Raw genomic sequence first — 14,755 nt, 5'->3', positions numbered from 1 at the left:
GGCCTTCTTCGTCAGTAAATCTTCTGCCGTGCCATCATCGGGCGCGGGGCCAGTCCGATGGCGTCAAAGATCCGCTCTAGCGCCGTCCTGTCCGAGGTGGTCAGCCCGTGATCGGTGACGATCCGCGCATAGCTGCCCGCAGCCTCTAGATGCAGCGTTTCCAAATTTGCGCGGATGCTATCCTGTTCGGCTTTGGGCAATGCTGCAAACTGGCTTGACCCCACAATAGCGCTGAGACTGCTTTTGATCCGCGACAGTTCTGATGCCCCGCCGCCCTTTGGTACGCTCGAGAACTGTACCCGCCAGTCGGCGGCCTCAAAGGCGCCGATGCATTGGTCCAGCTCGGTCAGCATCGCGTAGGAGACTTCTATATTCGCGTAAGGGGCGGCGCAGTCCTGCATGACTTTCGCCAAAGCCCGCGTGTCATAGGACCTGCGACGCCACTGAGAGCATTCCTGATCTTTCGGCGCGGCGCGGGGCAACAGCCGCTCTAGATAGACAGGGTCTACGTAGTCTGTGGCCCCGTCCTGTTCGATTTGCGCCCGTGTGGCTGCTGGGATTGCATCTGAGATATCAGCGTCGTCCAAGGCAGAGGGCCAATTGATCAGCGCAGACATATCCAGTGTTCCGCCAGTCCCAAGCCAGCCGTAGAACGTTGCATAGAGCGTCAGGTCACTATGGAAAACCCAAGAGTTTCGCGTGTTTGCATAGTCGATCGCCTCTAGATGTGCCTTCAGTTCTTTCGCGGTATCAGCAAAGTAGGTGCGCGCCAGATCGGAACGGCCCGACTTGGCTGCGGTGACGCCTCGGCCCGCTCCTAGCAACGCTGTTCGCAGGATATTCCGAGTCGGGTAATAGCTGTGGGGCGCGTCAGTGGCATCACCGGCCAGACCGCGCGTGATCGCGTCGTTATAGCCGGTGATCGAGCCGATCAGGTTTGCATAAAACCCATCCCAATCATCGGTGACGGGGATTGCCGTGCAGGCGGACTGGCGCAGATTGTAAAGCGGGTTTACGGACACCTCCATATAGCCACCCGTGCGGTTTACGCTGGCACAATCCAGCCAGCGGAATTCTTCGCTTTGGGCATTCAGGCCGCGCATGCGTTTCCATAGTGCCGCCTGAATAGCGTCATCTTTGCCTGCGTCGGTGTCTGTCTTTGTGGTCCAAGGCTGGATCGCGCACATCAATTGGGCCAGTTCCAGATTGCCCGGATTGTCGATGACAGCTCTGGCCAGATCGCGGATCGCGGCCGGGCGTTGCCGATTGTCCATCGCATCGATTGCCGCCAGTGGATCATCGCTATTTTTCAGCAGCTTTTGGATGCTGTCGGGCATGTTTTGCCCATGGGCAAGGGTGGCGCTGGACACCAGCACGAGAATACCAAGAGCGCGCATTAAAAACCTGCCTTTGCCTGTGCGGCCCGATTGACCGCGTTATCCGCTGGTGTGATCTCAGGGCTTGACGGTGCGACTTGGGTGACGACCTCTTCTGTGCTGAAGGCCTGTCTTTTCTGGCTGTCGCAGAGATCGCGCAGGGACACATCCCCCGGCCAGATCGAAGCCACCAGATTGCCGCCCCGAAATTCAAAGCTGGCCGAGATGACCTCGACAAAGTTGCGCTCGCCAGCGTCATAATCGGGGAAATCCCCTGCGTTCGCGACGATCGTGTAGGGCAATGAGGGCGACTGCCCCAGCAGTTTGAACGGATTGATCCCATCGTTTTGCCGGATCGGGGTGTCAGTGTCGCTAGAGGCCAGTAAGTTCCCTTCGATCCCACCATTGCGACGCTCCCAGCGCACGACCATCGGGCGCGAATTTATGTCATTGCAATTGAATTGCAGTTCCAAATTCTGACCGCCGGTTCTGAGAATTTCTTCGACGGTTTTATTGCGTGCAACAAGTTGATCGTTTGCTATGGATAAAGCAGTATTCTTGTTGCTGAGCGCTTTGTTTTCCTCAGAGGCTTTTCCGAGCTTGCCATGAAGTTCGCTCCATTCCCCCCATGTGTCATCCAGTTTTGTCAGATCGAACTTATCGACACTGAAGCCCATGCCAGCCAGAAGAATAATCAGCACCGCAGCGCCGCCTTGAAATTCGACGGGCATTTCCAGCCCGAAGATTTTCATCTTTCCTGCGCCAACTGCGGAGTAATCCACAGCATGGGAAAACAGGAATGTCAGTCCGAAGGCCAACAGGATGCAGCCTGTGAACAGAAAGAACCCGAAATTGGAATTCAGGCGCGTTAAAGGGTGGGTGGTGCCATTCAGGTAATCTGCGGCTTTCATGGCGCTGTCGATCTCGGGCGGCGGCGGAAATGGCGCCAGAATGCTGTAGACCAGCGGCCCGAGGATGATGACGATCCCTGCCAGAGTCAGAAGGCCGCCGATTTTCAGCGCCAGACCCGTGCGTTCGCGCTGGGTGTGTTCATCCGGGTTCTGAGCCATTCACGCCTCCATCAAGACAGTGCTGCACGCTGGGCCAGCGCGCTTTCGATGACTTTGTGGAACCGGCCAGCGACTTTCGCGAAACCGTCCGAGGTGCCGTGGATTTCATCCGCCCAATCGGTCACTTTCGGCAGGGCGCCGCGGCAATTCACAACCCAAATGCCTTTGGTCTTCGCCTTTGTCTCAAGTCCGTCCATCATGCTGTACAGGCGATCCACCAGCCGTTTGATGATCTCGTGCCGCAAATGTGGATCGTTGATCCCTTGGGCGGCAAAGGCGCGTCCCAACCATTGGTCCTTTTTCGCGTGGATCGGCTTGCGCGGGTCCTTGTCGCTGGCGGGATAGGGGAAGGCGTAGTCATAGCCGTGGATCACGATCGGCAGCGCCTCGCAGCCGGGCTCGGCGCGGATCAACGCGATCATCTTCAAGTAGCCGGCCTCAAGGGATGCCATGCGGGCGTCTAGCGCGTGGGCATCCATGTGCCCTTCAATGTCCGCAGGGTTTCCGTTGAAAGGCCGCAGTAAGGATTGCAGCATCGGCAAGCCGTCCTTGGGGTCCTCGCCCAGAATGTCGTTGCCCGCTGCCGAGAACAGAAAGGCGCTGACGTCCGGCCCGATGCGGCGCAATTCCTGAATGAACTCGAACCCGCTGCCGCCATTTTCATGGCCGATCATATTGGCCAGCGTGTCGCCCGCCGCCCCAAGGGACCAGATGTTATAGTGGTTCGACAGGTGGTCGATGGTCTCTTTGATCAGCAGGGGAAACTGGAACCAACTGTCCCCTTCCGACAACAGAACTGGCCGTTCGGGGTGCTTTTTCCGGCCGCGATTGTAGCGGCGCACGCGCATCAAGCGAAACGCACCGTTGCCGATCCCCATGGCGCTTTCCATCTCAAGATCGGCCTCGGTCATGATGACCTTGTCGGGATTGATCTCCAGCTGGAAATCCAGCCCGCCGGTGCCGGGCACAACGGTGAAATACTCTTTTAATGCGTCATCCGTGGTTTCCGGATCGCGCAATAGATCGAATAGTTGAGAATATGTAATTCTTTCCGACATTTTCGGATCGCCTGAATGATGGAATTGAATGAATAAAAATTTCTTATAAAGTATATGGTATCATTTTGTAATTTATTGTCCACCTCACAGGCTTTCCAATGAAGATTTCTGAATTGAAAGACCGTCAATCTGCAAAAGTTATTGATAGATTTTCGCGCGTTGTTGACCGCATTCAATCGACCGAAGACCGCATTCGACAGCGCATTCACGCCATGGAGATGGGTCGTTTTTCCGAGAGTATGACCCCCAAGGCCATCATCCCCGAGCCGAAAGAGATCACTGATCTGTTTCTGGCCGAACGGGTCTTGGGGCCGACAAACGATATTCTCTCTATCGAGTTTCTAGAGGAGGGACTGATCGCCAAGCGCCCCGTCGGGCGCATTCGGCATCGGGGCGGGTCTTTCGGGACCGGCTTTCTGGTGGGGCAGGGCCTTGTGATGACGGCAGCCCATGTTCTGCCCACGGACGCTGATGCTGCCGCCGCCGTGTTCGAGATGGACGCCGAAGAGCAGCAGATCGGCGGGGTGCGGGCGCAGTCGGTCTATCATCTGCATCCACAGAAATTCTATTTTGTCGATCACGACTATGACGTGGCGATTGTCGCCGCCGAGGATTTCTCGCGTCAGCTTGCGCCGTTGGAAAGCTACGGTTGGTTCGTTCTGGACGGCTGGGAAGAGAAGATCTCGCCGCCCGCGCCAATCAGCATCATCCAGCATCCGCGTGGGCAGTTGAAAAAGCTGGTGGTGCATAACAGCCGGTTCATTCAATGCGGCGCCGAGGCTGAGGATGACCGCTACTGCTGGTATACGGGCGATACCGAACCGGGCAGTTCCGGTGCACCGGTGTTCGATCCTCAGTGGAACCTGCTGGCTTTGCACCATCGCGCCGTCCCCAAGACCAATGAGCGCGGCGAGTTGGTCGATGCAGCAGGCGAAGTGATCAGGATGCGCGCCTCTGAAGTCGAGTCCATGGATGATCTGCACAACAACAAAGAAGTGGTTTTCATCGCCAATCAGGGAGTCCGGAAAAGCCGGATTTTCAAGATGTTAGAGAATAGTCAGCTGGATTTGCCAGCCCACGAGGAAATCCGTAAGCAGTTACTGGATTTCTGGCAAAAGCCGGGGTGTCAGGCCATGGCCCGTGGCGCAGCGATTGAAAATCTGTTCCGGAAGGTCTGATCGGAGTTTCTGCTGGCAAATTTCGTATTTCGCTTGACCGCTAGGTCGGAATGTCGTCGTTCTATCGGAAATTGAAAACGATTACATAAGTTGACGTCCATGCCCGCACTCATGACACCGCGTAACAGCGTTAGCGCCGCATTCGCTTTGAACGGCGTTCTGCTTGGCTGTTGGGCCTCGCGGATTCCGGCCTTTGTGGACCGGCTAGAGTTGGACGAGAAGAGCTTGGGCGTGCTGTTGCTGGTGATGGGTGTGGGCGCTTTGGTGTCCTTCCCGTTGGCAGGGCGGCTGTCGGACAGCTTCGGGGCGGTGCGGCTGACCCGCTGGATCGCGGCAGTGTATCTGCTGTCGGTGATATTTCTGGGATTTGCGTGGTCGGTTCCGGTGCTTGGCGTCGCGCTGTTCATCTTCGGCATGTCCCACGGGGCGATGGATGTGACGATGAACAGTTGGGCCAGCGAGGTAGAGCGTGCCTTGGGCCGCTCGGTCATGTCGTCATTCCATGCCATGTGGAGTCTCGGGGCGGGTCTGGGGGCTGCAGGGGGATATGTGGCGGCAACTCTGGGCGCCTCGACCGGCGTGCATTTTGCGGTGGCCTCTGTGGTGGTGGCTGTGATCTTCGGGCCGCTTCTTCGGGTCGAGTGGACCTCAAACAGGCGTGCGGCGGAGGATGACGGGCCTATGTTCGCCTTTCCCAAAGGGGCTTTGATCCTTGTGGGCGTGATCGCCTTGGGCGCAGGGCTTGGCGAAGGCGCTGCTGCGGATTGGAGCGCGGTCTACCTGCGTGATGTCCTTGGCGCACCAGAGGCGCGGGCCACGCTTGGATACGGCGTGTTCTCGGTCACGATGGTGATCATGCGCCTGTCCGTCGATCCGATCATTACCCGCTTTGGGCGTGTGCGTGTGGCGCGGGTCAGCGGATTGCTGGCGGCAGTGGGGTATACGCTGTGCGTGGTGACTGATGTGGTGCCGGTCGCTTTGGTCGGATTTGTCCTGATGGGCATGGGCTATGCGGCGATTGTGCCAATGGCCTTTTCGCGAGCCGCGAATGATCCGGTGGTTCCAGCAGGACAAGCCATTGCATCAGTCGCGACCTTGGGCTATGGGGCGATGCTGCTGGGGCCGCCTGCCATCGGGTTTTTGGCCCATGTGTCGTCCTTGCGGATCTCGTTTGTCGTTGTGGCAGGCTTTGCCCTGTTGATCGCCGTTTTCGCACGGGCATTACGTCCGCCGGTGTGAAGAGGCTAGCGGTCCCAACGGCGGCAGAGCCGGTCCACAGCGGCGTGCAGGACCAGAGTCAGTACAGCCAGCGCGATTAATGCTGCAAACATCAGATCGGTTTTGGCGCGTCCGTTTGCCAGCAGCATTAGGTACCCAAGGCCCTGTGACGCCCCCACCCATTCGCCAATGATCGCGCCGATCGGCGCATAGACCGCCGCCAACCGAAGGCCCGAGGCAAAGCCCGGCATTGCCGCAGGCACCTGTATCCGCCATAGCATCCGCAGGGGCGTGGAGCCCATGACCTTTGCCAGCTCCAACCAGCCGGTCGGTGTGCGCATGAGCGCGTCAAAAAACGCGGATGTGACAGGGAAATAGATGATCAGCAGGGCCATAGCGATCTTGGACCACAGCCCGTAGCCAAGCCACAGCGTCAAGATTGGGGCCAACGCAAAGACTGGCACCGCTTGGCTGAACACCAGCATGGGCCGCAGCACAGCCCGCGCCAGATGAGAGGCCGCCAGCAGCAAGGCCGTGCCAAAGCCCAGAGCCGCCCCAATCAGCAGGCCAAGCAACACTTCGGTCCCTGTCACCAACGCGTGCTGCGCGATCAGGGCGCGGCTTTTCCAAAGGGTGTCAAAAACCAACGTAGGGGCAGGCAGGATAAAGCGTGGCAGGCCGGTGGCGCTGACAAGTGCCTGCCACAGGATCACTGCAAAAAGGGTTACGCCAGTGATGCGAAGGACGCGGGTCATGTGGCCTCCAGCATCAGGCGCAGAAGGTAGCCGTCAAAACCTTGGGTCTCGGGGGCATCAAAGGCGCGGGGGGGATGCGTTTGAGGGGGCGTGGGGCAGGTGATGCCGTTCGCGCCCATCAGCAGAACCTGATCGGCGAGGCGGGCGGCCTCGGCTGTGTCATGGGTGACATGCAGGACTGTGCGCCCTGTTAGCAGGTCCGCCGCCAGATTCTGCATTTGTGCCCGTGATTTCGCATCAAGGGCCGAGAATGGCTCGTCCAGAAGGACGATGGGGCGATCTTCCATTAACGTCCGCGCCAGCGCGACCCGCTGGCGCTGGCCACCAGACAGTGCTGTAGGGCGTTTGTCCAGATGATCTGACAGCCCGACCTGCGTTAGTAGATGGCAGGCACGGGTCAGATCAGCGGACTCGCCGCGCAGACGTGCGCCTAGACAGACATTCTCGGGCAGGTCCAGCCATGGCATCAGTAGATCGCTCTGTGCCATCAAGCTGACGCGCCCCTTAAAGGGGAGGTCATTGCTGGTGGTTATCTGCCCGTCAAAGGTGATCCCGTCATCAAGGCCCGCAAAGAGGCGCAGTATGGTCGATTTGCCCACACCCGATGGCCCCAGAAGGCAGGTCCATTGGCCCGCAGGTACTGTGAACACGAGGGGCGCAAAGACCTGCTCCCCTCCGATACTTGCGCTGCCCGACAGAGAGAGAGCAGGCGAGGTCACGGGTGCAAGCCCATGTCCCAGAACCCGACCTCTAGCCGTGTCGCCGTTCGGAACCTTTCGCACAGGGCGGGCCAGCGGGGGCTGGCCTCTGGTTGGCTGCCGATCCGGCGCTGGATGGCGCTGTCGATCAATGCACCGACAGAGGCGCAGGCCTCTTGGTAGTCAGCCGATGCATAGGTTCCGATCCAGTCCTTGTAGGTGTCTCTGCTGGCCTCACGCGCCAGACGTGCGCCGATCTCGCCATAGCCCAGAACACAAGGGGCCAGCGCGGCCAAGAGGTCCAGAAAGTCCCCCGAGTGCCCTGCGTCCAGCACATAGCGGGTGTAGGCGATGTTGGCGGGGGCTTCCTCTGCGGCGAAGAGGGCCTCTTCAGAGATGCCTTCGCTTGCGCAGACCTTCACATGCAGCTGGATTTCTTCGTTCAGCAAGGCATGGACGGTTGCGGCGCAGCTGCGCATTTCCTCTAGCGTGTCGGCTTTGGTCACAGCCAGCGCCCATGCGCGGGAGAAATGGCGCAAGAACACATAGTCCTGCACCAAATAGTGCAGGAAGGAGGTGCGGGGCAGGCTGCCATCCTTCATCCCCTCAACGAAGGGATGGCGGGTGTAGGCGGGCCAATGATCGCCCGCCGCCTTGCGCCATAGGGGAAAAGTAGCCCCGTATGTCATTCTGCCCCCAGATCGATCGCCAGTTCCCTCACGCTGCGGGTGCCTTCGATCAGGCCCGCGTCCGACAGGAAGGTCTCAAACCGCGCATAGCGGCCCGCATCTAGCGCGGCGGGGCGTAGGGCAAAGCGGGGCAGGGTATCGGCCCAAGCACGCTTGTTCAGCTCATCCTGCAGCTCTGCGGAGGTGGCGGCGAAAATCTCCCAGCTCTCGGTTGGGTGGTTGATGATGTACTGGGTGGCCTTTTCGGTCGCGGCAAGAAAGCGGGCGGTTTTGTCTGCGTCCAGCGTTTCGGGGTTGGCTACATAGATCAGCTCGTCATAGGCGGGCAGACCTTCCTCTTCGAGGTAGAAGCACTTGCCCGCGACCCCTTCGATATCCATCTGGTTCAGTTCGAAATTGCGGAAAGCCCCGATGACCGCATCCACCTGACCTGACATCAGCGCGGGCGAGAGGGACCAGTTCACGTTGACCAGTTCCACCTCATCCATCGCGACGCCGTTGTTTGAAAGGATCGAAGACAGCAGCGCCTCTTCGACGCCAGCGACGGAAAAGCCGATCTTGCGGTCTTTGAGGTCCGCGATGGTCTGAACGGGGCCATCTTCCAACACCAGAAGGCAGTTCAGAGGCGTCGCGACCAGCGTGCCAACGCGCACCAGCGGCATGCCTTCGGCCACCTGAAGGTGCAATTGCGGCTGGTAAGAGATCGCCAGATCGGCGCGGCCAGCGGCTGCCATCTTGGGCGGATCGGCGGGATCAGCGGGGGCGATGACTTCTACCTCAAGGTTTTGCTCGGCGAAATAGCCGTTCTCCTGCGCGATTATGATGGGGCCGTGGTCGGGGTTGACGAACCAGTCTAGGATCACGGTCATCTTGTCCTGCGCCACGGCAGGGGGGGCGGCCAGCAAAGCCAGAGCGGTAAAAAGGGGCTTCATTCGGGGTCTCCGGTTGGATCGCCAAAGGCGACAAGGGAAATGGGGCCGCGCCAATGGGTGGCCAGTGTTTCGGCAGCGGTCCACGCACGCAGGCCACTGCGGCAGCACAGCACGGCGCGTTGGTCATTTGCGGGTTTGGGGCCGGTCGGGGTCAGATCGTCGGCACTCAGGCGCAGGGCGGCCTGATGGGCCAAGGGCGCCTCATCCGCGCTGCGCAGATCGACGATGAAATCGGTGTCACAGATGGTGCAGGGATCGATGAAGCGAGGGGCGTGTTCCGGTTCGGGCGCGCCCATGAAGTGAAAGCCGCCAAAGCGGAAATCTTGCGCGTCATAGGTGATGAACCGTCCCAAGGGTGAAGGTGTGATCCGCCCGAGGATGTGCAGCGCCATCTGCGCCTGAAGCGTGCCAATGGTGCCAACGACGGGGCCAAGAACGCCGTCCTCGGCACAGGACCCCGCCCGTTGCGGCAGGTCTGGAAAAACTGCCCGTAGGCTGGGTGCGCCTGCGCAGAATGCCCCCACATGGCCGCTAAGACCTGTGACCGAGGCGCTGATCAGCGGCAGGTCCGCATCAAAGCAGTGGTCCGACAGGATATAGCTGACGGCAAAGCTGTCGGCGCAATCCAGAACCAGATCAACACCATCACAAAGCGCCGCCACATTGGCGGGGCGCAGGGCGATGTGCAGTGCCTCGATCCGGCAATCGGGGTTCAGGGCGTGCAGGGTTGCGGCTGCGGCCAAGGCTTTGGGCTGGCCCAGATCGTCTTCGCGAAACAGGATCTGGCGGTGCAGGTTCGACAGGTCCGCCCGATCCGGATCAACCAGCCGGATGCGGCCCACGCCCGCGCCCGCCAGATATTGCAGGACTGGCGCACCAAGGCCTCCTGCGCCCACAACCAGCACATGGGATTTGCGCAGCAACTCATGCCCTTCCGCGCCCAATTCAGGCACCGCGATCTGGCGTAGATAGCGGCTCATCTTGTGGCCTCAAGCCAAGCGCGAGTGCGCCCTTCGGGATCTGCGTTCAGGGTGATGTCAGTCACGGCCGAGACCACATCCGCCCCTGCGGCAAAAGCCCCTGCGGCGCGCTCAACACTCATCCCGCCGATGGCGATCAGGGGAATGTCGCCGATCAGGCCCTTCCATTCCGTGACCCGTTCCAACCCTTGCTGGGTCCATTTCATCTTTTTCAGGATGGTCGGATAGACGGGGCCAAGGGCCACATAGTCGGGCGACAGGGACAGAGCGCGATCCAGCTCGGCGTGGTCATGGGTGCTAACGCCAAGCTTGATACCTGCACGGCGAATGGCGGGTAGATCGGCGGTGTCCAGATCCTCTTGCCCCAGATGCAGCCAGTCACAGCCAGCCTCAATCGCCACCTGCCAGTAGTCGTTTAGCACCAGTGTCGCGCCATGCTGGCGGCAGAGGGTCTGCGCGGCTTGGGCGATGGGCAGCACCTTGGCTTCGGGCATGTCCTTGATGCGCAGTTGCACAAGTTTGACGCCGAGGGGCAGGGTGCGCTGCAGCCAAGGCAGGCTGTCGAAGATCGGGTAAAAGCGGTCCAGCGTCATGACAAAAACGCCTTTCCGATCAAGGGGGTTGATGGCGCGGCCATGTCGCGCGGCTCCATCGGGTCGGCCTCATAGGCCAGACGCCCCGCTTTGATCGCCAAGGCAAAGCCTTCGGCCATTGCGGCGGGATCACCTGCCTTGGCGACAGCGGTGTTCAAGAGCACCGCATCATAGCCCATTTCCAGCGCCACCGCGGCCTGACTGGGCAGGCCAAGCCCTGCGTCCACCACCATTGGAATATCGGGAAATTGCGCCCGCAAGGTGCGCAGCCCGTAGATATTGGTTAGGCCAAGGCCGCTGCCGATGGGCGCTCCCCACGGCATCAGAACCTCACATCCCGCGTTCAGCAGGCGATCGGCAAGGATCAGATCCTCGGTGGTGTAGGGAAAGACCTGAAAGCCGTCTTCGGTCAGGATTTTCGCGGCCTCGACCAAGGCGAAGGGGTCGGGTTGCAACGTGTCGGTGTGACCGATCACCTCAAGTTTGATCCAAGGGGTGTCGAACAATTCGCGGGCCATATGGGCGGTGGTGACGGCCTCGCGCACGCTGTGGCAACCGGCGGTATTGGGTAGCACTTTGACGCCCAATTCCTTGATCAAATCCCAAAAGGCCGCCCCTGCCTGCGCACCGCCTGCCTCACGCCTAACCGAGACCGTGGCGATCCCCGCGCCGGAGCGGCGGAAGGCATCGTCCAGAATGGCGGGCGAGGGGTATTGCGCCGTCCCCAGCATCAGGCGGGACGATACTTCAGTGCCGTAAAACTCCATGTCAGCCTCCTTGGCGGGGCGAGACGATCTCGATCCGGTCGCCGTCGGTGATGGGGGTGCTGGCGCGGGCGCCGGTGGAGACAAAGCCCTCGTTCAAAGCTGTGGCGACTTTGGCGTCGCCGTAGCCAAGCTCTGCCAGAAGGGCGGCAAGGGTGCTGGACTGCACCTCATGCGCGGTGCCGTTAACTATGATTTTCATCCATAAACTCCAGATCGGTTGCGCCCATAGCGGCCTTGACCGCCATGCGGGCCACAGCGGGCGATAGCAAAAAGCCGTGTCGGAACAGGCCGTTGACATATATCGTCTGCCCATGCTTGCGGACGCGGGGCAGGTTGTCAGGAAAGGCGGGGCGGGCATCGACGCCGATCTCCAGCAGTTCTGCCTCGCCAAAGGCGGGGTGCAGGGCGTAAGCGGCGGACAGCAGCTCTAGGGTCGAGCGGACGGTGCGGGTCTTGTCATCGCTTTCCAGCTGGGTTGCCCCCAGCATGAAGATCCCGCCGGGTCGGGGCACCACGTAGAGGGGATAGCGCGGATGCAGCAGGCGAATGGGGCGTGATAGCTGGATATCGTGGCTGCGCAGAACCACCATTTCGCCCTTCACTCCGCGCAAGTCTTGCAAGGCGTCCCGCGCCGCGAGACCGCGACAATCAAAGGTCAGCCCTTCTTGGCGCCCTTTCTCCGCGACAAAGCGGACGCCATTTGCCTCTAGCCGGTCACGCAGGTGGTTCAGGGCCGCGCGGGGGTCTACATGCGCCTCTTCGGGGAACATCAGACCTCGGTCAAAGCGCCCTTCCAGCGAAGGTTCAAAAGTGGCCAGTGTGTCCGCATCTAGCGCAACATGGCCTTCGGTCCGGCGGGCAAAACGGTCCAGCTCTTTGCGGTCCCGTTGCAATGTGACGACCAGCGTGCCATTGCAGGTGACGGGGACCCCTTGTGCCTGCCACCAGTCGGCGGCCTCTTTGCCCAGACGGACAACGGGTTCTTCGGCGGTTTCGCCTTCGCAGTAAGGGGCCAACATACCGCCAGCCCACCACGAACAGGCATGGGGGCCGGGGCGGTGGCCCGGATCATAGACGGTCACGTCGAAACCGCTTGCGACCAGTTCGGTGGCAACACAAAGCCCGACAACGCCTGCGCCGATGACGGTTGCGCGGGTCATGTCCAGACCTCGTGGAAATGATGCACAGGGCCGTGGCCAGCGCCGATGTGTAGGCTGTCTGCGTGCGCTATAGCCTTGTGCAGCCAGATTTGGGCTTTGGTAGCGGCGGTAAGCATGTCCGCGCCCTTCGCAAGCTCCGCCGCGATGGCTGACGACAAAGTGCAGCCGGTTCCGTGGGTGTTGCGGGTATGAATGCGCGGTTGTGACAGCGCAGTGACGCTAGTTTCTGTCACCAGATGATCAATGCAGGTATCGCCCTGCGCGTGACCGCCTTTCATCAGTACGGATTTGGCCCCCATCGCCCGCAAGGCATGGCCTTGGGCGATGGCGTCTTCGGGGCAAGTGGCCTCGGGCCTGTCCAGAAGACGGGCGGCTTCGGGCAGGTTTGGGGTCAGGACGCTGGCGCGAGGGATCAGGATTTCGCGCAGAGCGGCTTGCGCCTCATCAGCCAACAGCGCATCGCCCGATTTTGCCACCATCACAGGGTCCAGAACGATGGGGCCGGTGTAGCCCGACAGCGCATCGGCGACGGCCTGAATAATCTCGGGCGTTGCCAGCATGCCGATCTTCACAGCTTGAGGCGGGATATCGTCCAGAACCGCGCGAATCTGGGCAGCCACATTGGCAGGGCTGATGCCTTCGACCGCGAAAACGCCTTTGGTGTTCTGGGCGGTGATCGCGGTGATCGCGCTGGTGCCGAAGACGCCAAGGGCCGAGAAAGTCTTCAGGTCGGCCTGAATGCCAGCGCCGCCGCCGCTGTCAGAGCCTGCAATGGTCAAGGCGGTTGGGTGCTGCCTCATCGTTGTGCTTCCTCTTTGGGCGCAAGGCGACAGAGGACAGGCACAGGCATAAGGGCACAGGTGGCCCTGATGGATGCAGTCTCCGTTCCCTACGCCGGTATTGTCCGGATCAGGTTCGATGGGTTAGCTTTCGCCTCTCAGCCCCAAACAGGGCACCCCAACGGATTTGCGGGCACGTTATCCGCCAGATTCGCATCCGGCAAGAGGTGCAATCTTATTTTTTAACACCCTCATGGGGCGAGTATGCGGGCGTTGGAATTAGAAGTTTAGGCCTTCTGCAAGGACGATGGCCGATCCTAGCCTTTCGCTCAGATCCAGCCGTTCGGCCTCGATCTCTTCCTCGGTCGGATCGGTCCAACCTGCATCCGAGGCAATGTAGCCGCGCTCTTGCAGGGAGCGTCCAAGGGTCGGGAAGTTCAGTTCAGAATAGAGTTCTGACAGTTGCTTTTTCTTCGCGCCCTCGAACTGGTAGTAGCGACCGCTCAGGGCGTCGATCACGTCCGGCTCCATCCCTGCGAACCACTTGTACTGGGCCAGGTAGTCCTCGATCACATTGCCGGGACGGCGCATGATGATCGCAAGGCGGCTGTCCTTGTGCGCAAAGAACGCAGCCAAATGCAGGGCCGAGTTATCGCTGGAGATAATGGTTTTTGCCGCCGCATAGCGTGCTGCTTGCGTTTCCAGATCATGTTCCTGCGGGTGGAAAATCGAATAGCCTTCGGCCTCCAGCAGCTTTTCGATCCGGTCCTCTCCCAGATAACGGCCCCGTTTCGAATAGAGCGCAGTGCGTGAAATATAAAGCTTTTCAGAGCCTTCCGGCTTAACCTCTTGGTCAAGCGCCGCATGGATGTGATCGCGCATCTCGGGGCAGCCGGCCACCATGTCGCCCGTACCAAAGCCCTGCGGGGCCAGCACCAACCGGTCAACCCGCGTGGGCACCTTAATGCCTGCCAGCTTGTTCGCACCGCCCGAGAACATCTGCACCATCGGCCGCATCGGACGGATAAATCGATTGGGCGAGGTGACCTCTTTCTTGGTCAGAAAAACGATGTTGTTGACCTTGGGCATGGCACTGCGGGCCCACAAGCGGCCGGTGGATTCCAGTAGCGCATGGCCGAAGTGCTGGTACAGCAAGCCGCCAAACAACCACGTGCCTTTCAGGCGCTCTTCCGGTGCGGGGCAGGGGCCTTCGGGCTCTAGCGTCGTTGGGGAGTCCGAGTTGCGAAAGCACTGGCTCAGGGGCTGATAGACCCCTTCGGCATCGTAAACGCCTGCCCGCCGCATAATGCCGCGACGGTCGCCTTCACCGTACGGCACAATTACGGCATTTTCGATAATCTTAATATCGCCTGTAAGTTTATTTTTCGGATCAAACACGTTGTAACCTTTTCGGCTTTCTACGTTCTGATGATAATCTTCTTTTTCGGAGAGGACAATCCGCCCATCTGCGACAATGGACAGGGCGGGGGCCTTGCGCTAGG

At 60.3% G+C, this 14,755-nt stretch carries 16 protein-coding genes and 1 riboswitch; of the genes, 2 read left to right on the top strand and 14 right to left on the bottom strand.

Annotation, left to right across the window (positions count from 1 at the left end; genetic code table 11):
- Nucleotides 1-11: 11 nt before the first annotated feature.
- Genes CLV74_RS11560 through CLV74_RS11550 form a run of 3 tightly spaced genes read right to left on the bottom strand, consistent with a single transcriptional unit; the run spans nt 12 to nt 3,504 of the window.
- Nucleotides 12-1,397 (bottom strand): hypothetical protein, encoded by a 1,386-nt coding sequence (locus CLV74_RS11560; protein ID WP_106264840.1) that lies wholly within the window; start codon nt 1,395-1,397, stop codon nt 12-14.
- Complete coding sequence (locus CLV74_RS11555) at nt 1,397-2,446, bottom strand: hypothetical protein (protein ID WP_106264838.1); 1,050 nt, start codon at nt 2,444-2,446, stop codon at nt 1,397-1,399. Before CLV74_RS11555 ends, CLV74_RS11560 begins: the two co-directional genes overlap by 1 nt.
- A gap of 11 nt (nt 2,447-2,457) precedes the next feature.
- Nucleotides 2,458-3,504 (bottom strand): hypothetical protein, encoded by a 1,047-nt coding sequence (locus CLV74_RS11550; protein ID WP_146134942.1) that lies wholly within the window; start codon nt 3,502-3,504, stop codon nt 2,458-2,460.
- A 98-nt stretch (nt 3,505-3,602) separates the two neighbouring features.
- On the opposite strand from CLV74_RS11550, the gene CLV74_RS11545 reads away from it, so the two are divergent.
- Nucleotides 3,603-4,682 carry a trypsin-like serine peptidase gene (locus tag CLV74_RS11545; protein ID WP_106264833.1) on the top strand — a complete coding sequence of 360 codons (1,080 nt, stop codon included), beginning with the start codon at nt 3,603-3,605 and terminating at the stop codon, nt 4,680-4,682.
- A gap of 99 nt (nt 4,683-4,781) precedes the next feature.
- Nucleotides 4,782-5,921, top strand: coding sequence for an MFS transporter (locus CLV74_RS11540; RefSeq protein ID WP_106264831.1), 1,140 nt, complete (start codon nt 4,782-4,784; stop codon nt 5,919-5,921).
- A 5-nt stretch (nt 5,922-5,926) separates the two neighbouring features.
- On the opposite strand, the gene CLV74_RS11535 is transcribed toward CLV74_RS11540, so the two are convergent.
- The 11 genes from CLV74_RS11535 to CLV74_RS11485 all read right to left on the bottom strand — a co-directional run bounded on the left by CLV74_RS11535 (nt 5,927) and on the right by CLV74_RS11485 (nt 14,591).
- Complete coding sequence (locus CLV74_RS11535) at nt 5,927-6,655, bottom strand: ABC transporter permease (RefSeq protein ID WP_106264829.1); 729 nt, start codon at nt 6,653-6,655, stop codon at nt 5,927-5,929.
- Nucleotides 6,652-7,374, bottom strand: coding sequence for an ABC transporter ATP-binding protein (locus tag CLV74_RS11530; protein ID WP_245888529.1), 723 nt, complete (start codon nt 7,372-7,374; stop codon nt 6,652-6,654). The genes CLV74_RS11535 and CLV74_RS11530 overlap by 4 nt, the downstream gene beginning before the upstream one ends.
- Nucleotides 7,371-8,042 (bottom strand): thiaminase II, encoded by a 672-nt coding sequence (gene tenA, locus CLV74_RS11525; RefSeq protein ID WP_106264825.1) that lies wholly within the window; start codon nt 8,040-8,042, stop codon nt 7,371-7,373. Before tenA ends, CLV74_RS11530 begins: the two co-directional genes overlap by 4 nt.
- Nucleotides 8,039-8,974 carry an ABC transporter substrate-binding protein gene (locus tag CLV74_RS11520; protein ID WP_106264823.1) on the bottom strand — a complete coding sequence of 312 codons (936 nt, stop codon included), beginning with the start codon at nt 8,972-8,974 and terminating at the stop codon, nt 8,039-8,041. Before CLV74_RS11520 ends, tenA begins: the two co-directional genes overlap by 4 nt.
- A complete protein-coding gene (locus CLV74_RS11515; RefSeq protein WP_106264821.1) occupies nt 8,971-9,954 on the bottom strand; it encodes a HesA/MoeB/ThiF family protein in 984 nt (327 codons plus the stop codon). Before CLV74_RS11515 ends, CLV74_RS11520 begins: the two co-directional genes overlap by 4 nt.
- Entirely contained in the window at nt 9,951-10,547 is a 597-nt protein-coding gene (locus CLV74_RS11510) for a thiamine phosphate synthase (protein WP_106264819.1), read from the bottom strand. Before CLV74_RS11510 ends, CLV74_RS11515 begins: the two co-directional genes overlap by 4 nt.
- On the bottom strand, nt 10,544-11,314 hold the full coding sequence (locus CLV74_RS11505; protein WP_106264817.1) for a thiazole synthase: 771 nt from the start codon (nt 11,312-11,314) through the stop codon (nt 10,544-10,546). Before CLV74_RS11505 ends, CLV74_RS11510 begins: the two co-directional genes overlap by 4 nt.
- Before the next feature lies 1 nt (nt 11,315).
- The gene (gene thiS, locus CLV74_RS11500) at nt 11,316-11,513 is read right to left on the bottom strand and encodes a sulfur carrier protein ThiS (RefSeq protein ID WP_106264814.1); all 198 of its coding nucleotides are present in this window, start codon (nt 11,511-11,513) and stop codon (nt 11,316-11,318) included.
- Nucleotides 11,497-12,474, bottom strand: coding sequence for an FAD-dependent oxidoreductase (locus CLV74_RS11495; protein WP_106264812.1), 978 nt, complete (start codon nt 12,472-12,474; stop codon nt 11,497-11,499). The genes thiS and CLV74_RS11495 overlap by 17 nt, the downstream gene beginning before the upstream one ends.
- Complete coding sequence (gene thiD, locus CLV74_RS11490; RefSeq protein WP_106264810.1) at nt 12,471-13,274, bottom strand: bifunctional hydroxymethylpyrimidine kinase/phosphomethylpyrimidine kinase; 804 nt, start codon at nt 13,272-13,274, stop codon at nt 12,471-12,473. The genes CLV74_RS11495 and thiD overlap by 4 nt, the downstream gene beginning before the upstream one ends.
- 69 nt (nt 13,275-13,343) lie before the next feature.
- Nucleotides 13,344-13,444, bottom strand: a riboswitch (TPP riboswitch).
- Between the two features lie 88 nt (nt 13,445-13,532).
- Nucleotides 13,533-14,591 carry a glycosyltransferase family 61 protein gene (locus CLV74_RS11485; RefSeq protein ID WP_146134941.1) on the bottom strand — a complete coding sequence of 353 codons (1,059 nt, stop codon included), beginning with the start codon at nt 14,589-14,591 and terminating at the stop codon, nt 13,533-13,535.
- Nucleotides 14,592-14,755: the final 164 nt, after the last annotated feature.

Origin of the sequence: Donghicola tyrosinivorans (genome assembly GCF_003003355.1) — a bacterium.
Taxonomy (GTDB): Bacteria; Pseudomonadota; Alphaproteobacteria; order Rhodobacterales; family Rhodobacteraceae; genus Donghicola; species Donghicola tyrosinivorans.
This window is presented reverse-complemented; position numbering and strand designations above follow the sequence as displayed.

Bases quoted from the DNA above. Each gene is read 5' to 3' on its own strand.
- CLV74_RS11535 (WP_106264829.1), bottom strand. From the start codon at position 6,655: ATGACCCGCGTCCTTCGCATCACTGGCGTAACCCTTTTTGCAGTGATC.
- tenA (WP_106264825.1), bottom strand. From the start codon at position 8,042: ATGACATACGGGGCTACTTTTCCCCTATGGCGCAAGGCGGCGGGCGAT.
- CLV74_RS11510 (WP_106264819.1), bottom strand. From the start codon at position 10,547: ATGACGCTGGACCGCTTTTACCCGATCTTCGACAGCCTGCCTTGGCTG.
- CLV74_RS11505 (WP_106264817.1), bottom strand. From the start codon at position 11,314: ATGGAGTTTTACGGCACTGAAGTATCGTCCCGCCTGATGCTGGGGACG.
- thiD (WP_106264810.1), bottom strand. From the start codon at position 13,274: ATGAGGCAGCACCCAACCGCCTTGACCATTGCAGGCTCTGACAGCGGC.
- CLV74_RS11540 (WP_106264831.1), top strand. From the start codon at position 4,782: ATGCCCGCACTCATGACACCGCGTAACAGCGTTAGCGCCGCATTCGCT.
- CLV74_RS11545 (WP_106264833.1), top strand. From the start codon at position 3,603: ATGAAGATTTCTGAATTGAAAGACCGTCAATCTGCAAAAGTTATTGAT.
- thiS (WP_106264814.1), bottom strand. From the start codon at position 11,513: ATGAAAATCATAGTTAACGGCACCGCGCATGAGGTGCAGTCCAGCACC.
- CLV74_RS11520 (WP_106264823.1), bottom strand. From the start codon at position 8,974: ATGAAGCCCCTTTTTACCGCTCTGGCTTTGCTGGCCGCCCCCCCTGCC.
- CLV74_RS11555 (WP_106264838.1), bottom strand. From the start codon at position 2,446: ATGGCTCAGAACCCGGATGAACACACCCAGCGCGAACGCACGGGTCTG.
- CLV74_RS11550 (WP_146134942.1), bottom strand. From the start codon at position 3,504: ATGTCGGAAAGAATTACATATTCTCAACTATTCGATCTATTGCGCGAT.
- CLV74_RS11495 (WP_106264812.1), bottom strand. From the start codon at position 12,474: ATGACCCGCGCAACCGTCATCGGCGCAGGCGTTGTCGGGCTTTGTGTT.
- CLV74_RS11560 (WP_106264840.1), bottom strand. From the start codon at position 1,397: ATGCGCGCTCTTGGTATTCTCGTGCTGGTGTCCAGCGCCACCCTTGCC.
- CLV74_RS11515 (WP_106264821.1), bottom strand. From the start codon at position 9,954: ATGAGCCGCTATCTACGCCAGATCGCGGTGCCTGAATTGGGCGCGGAA.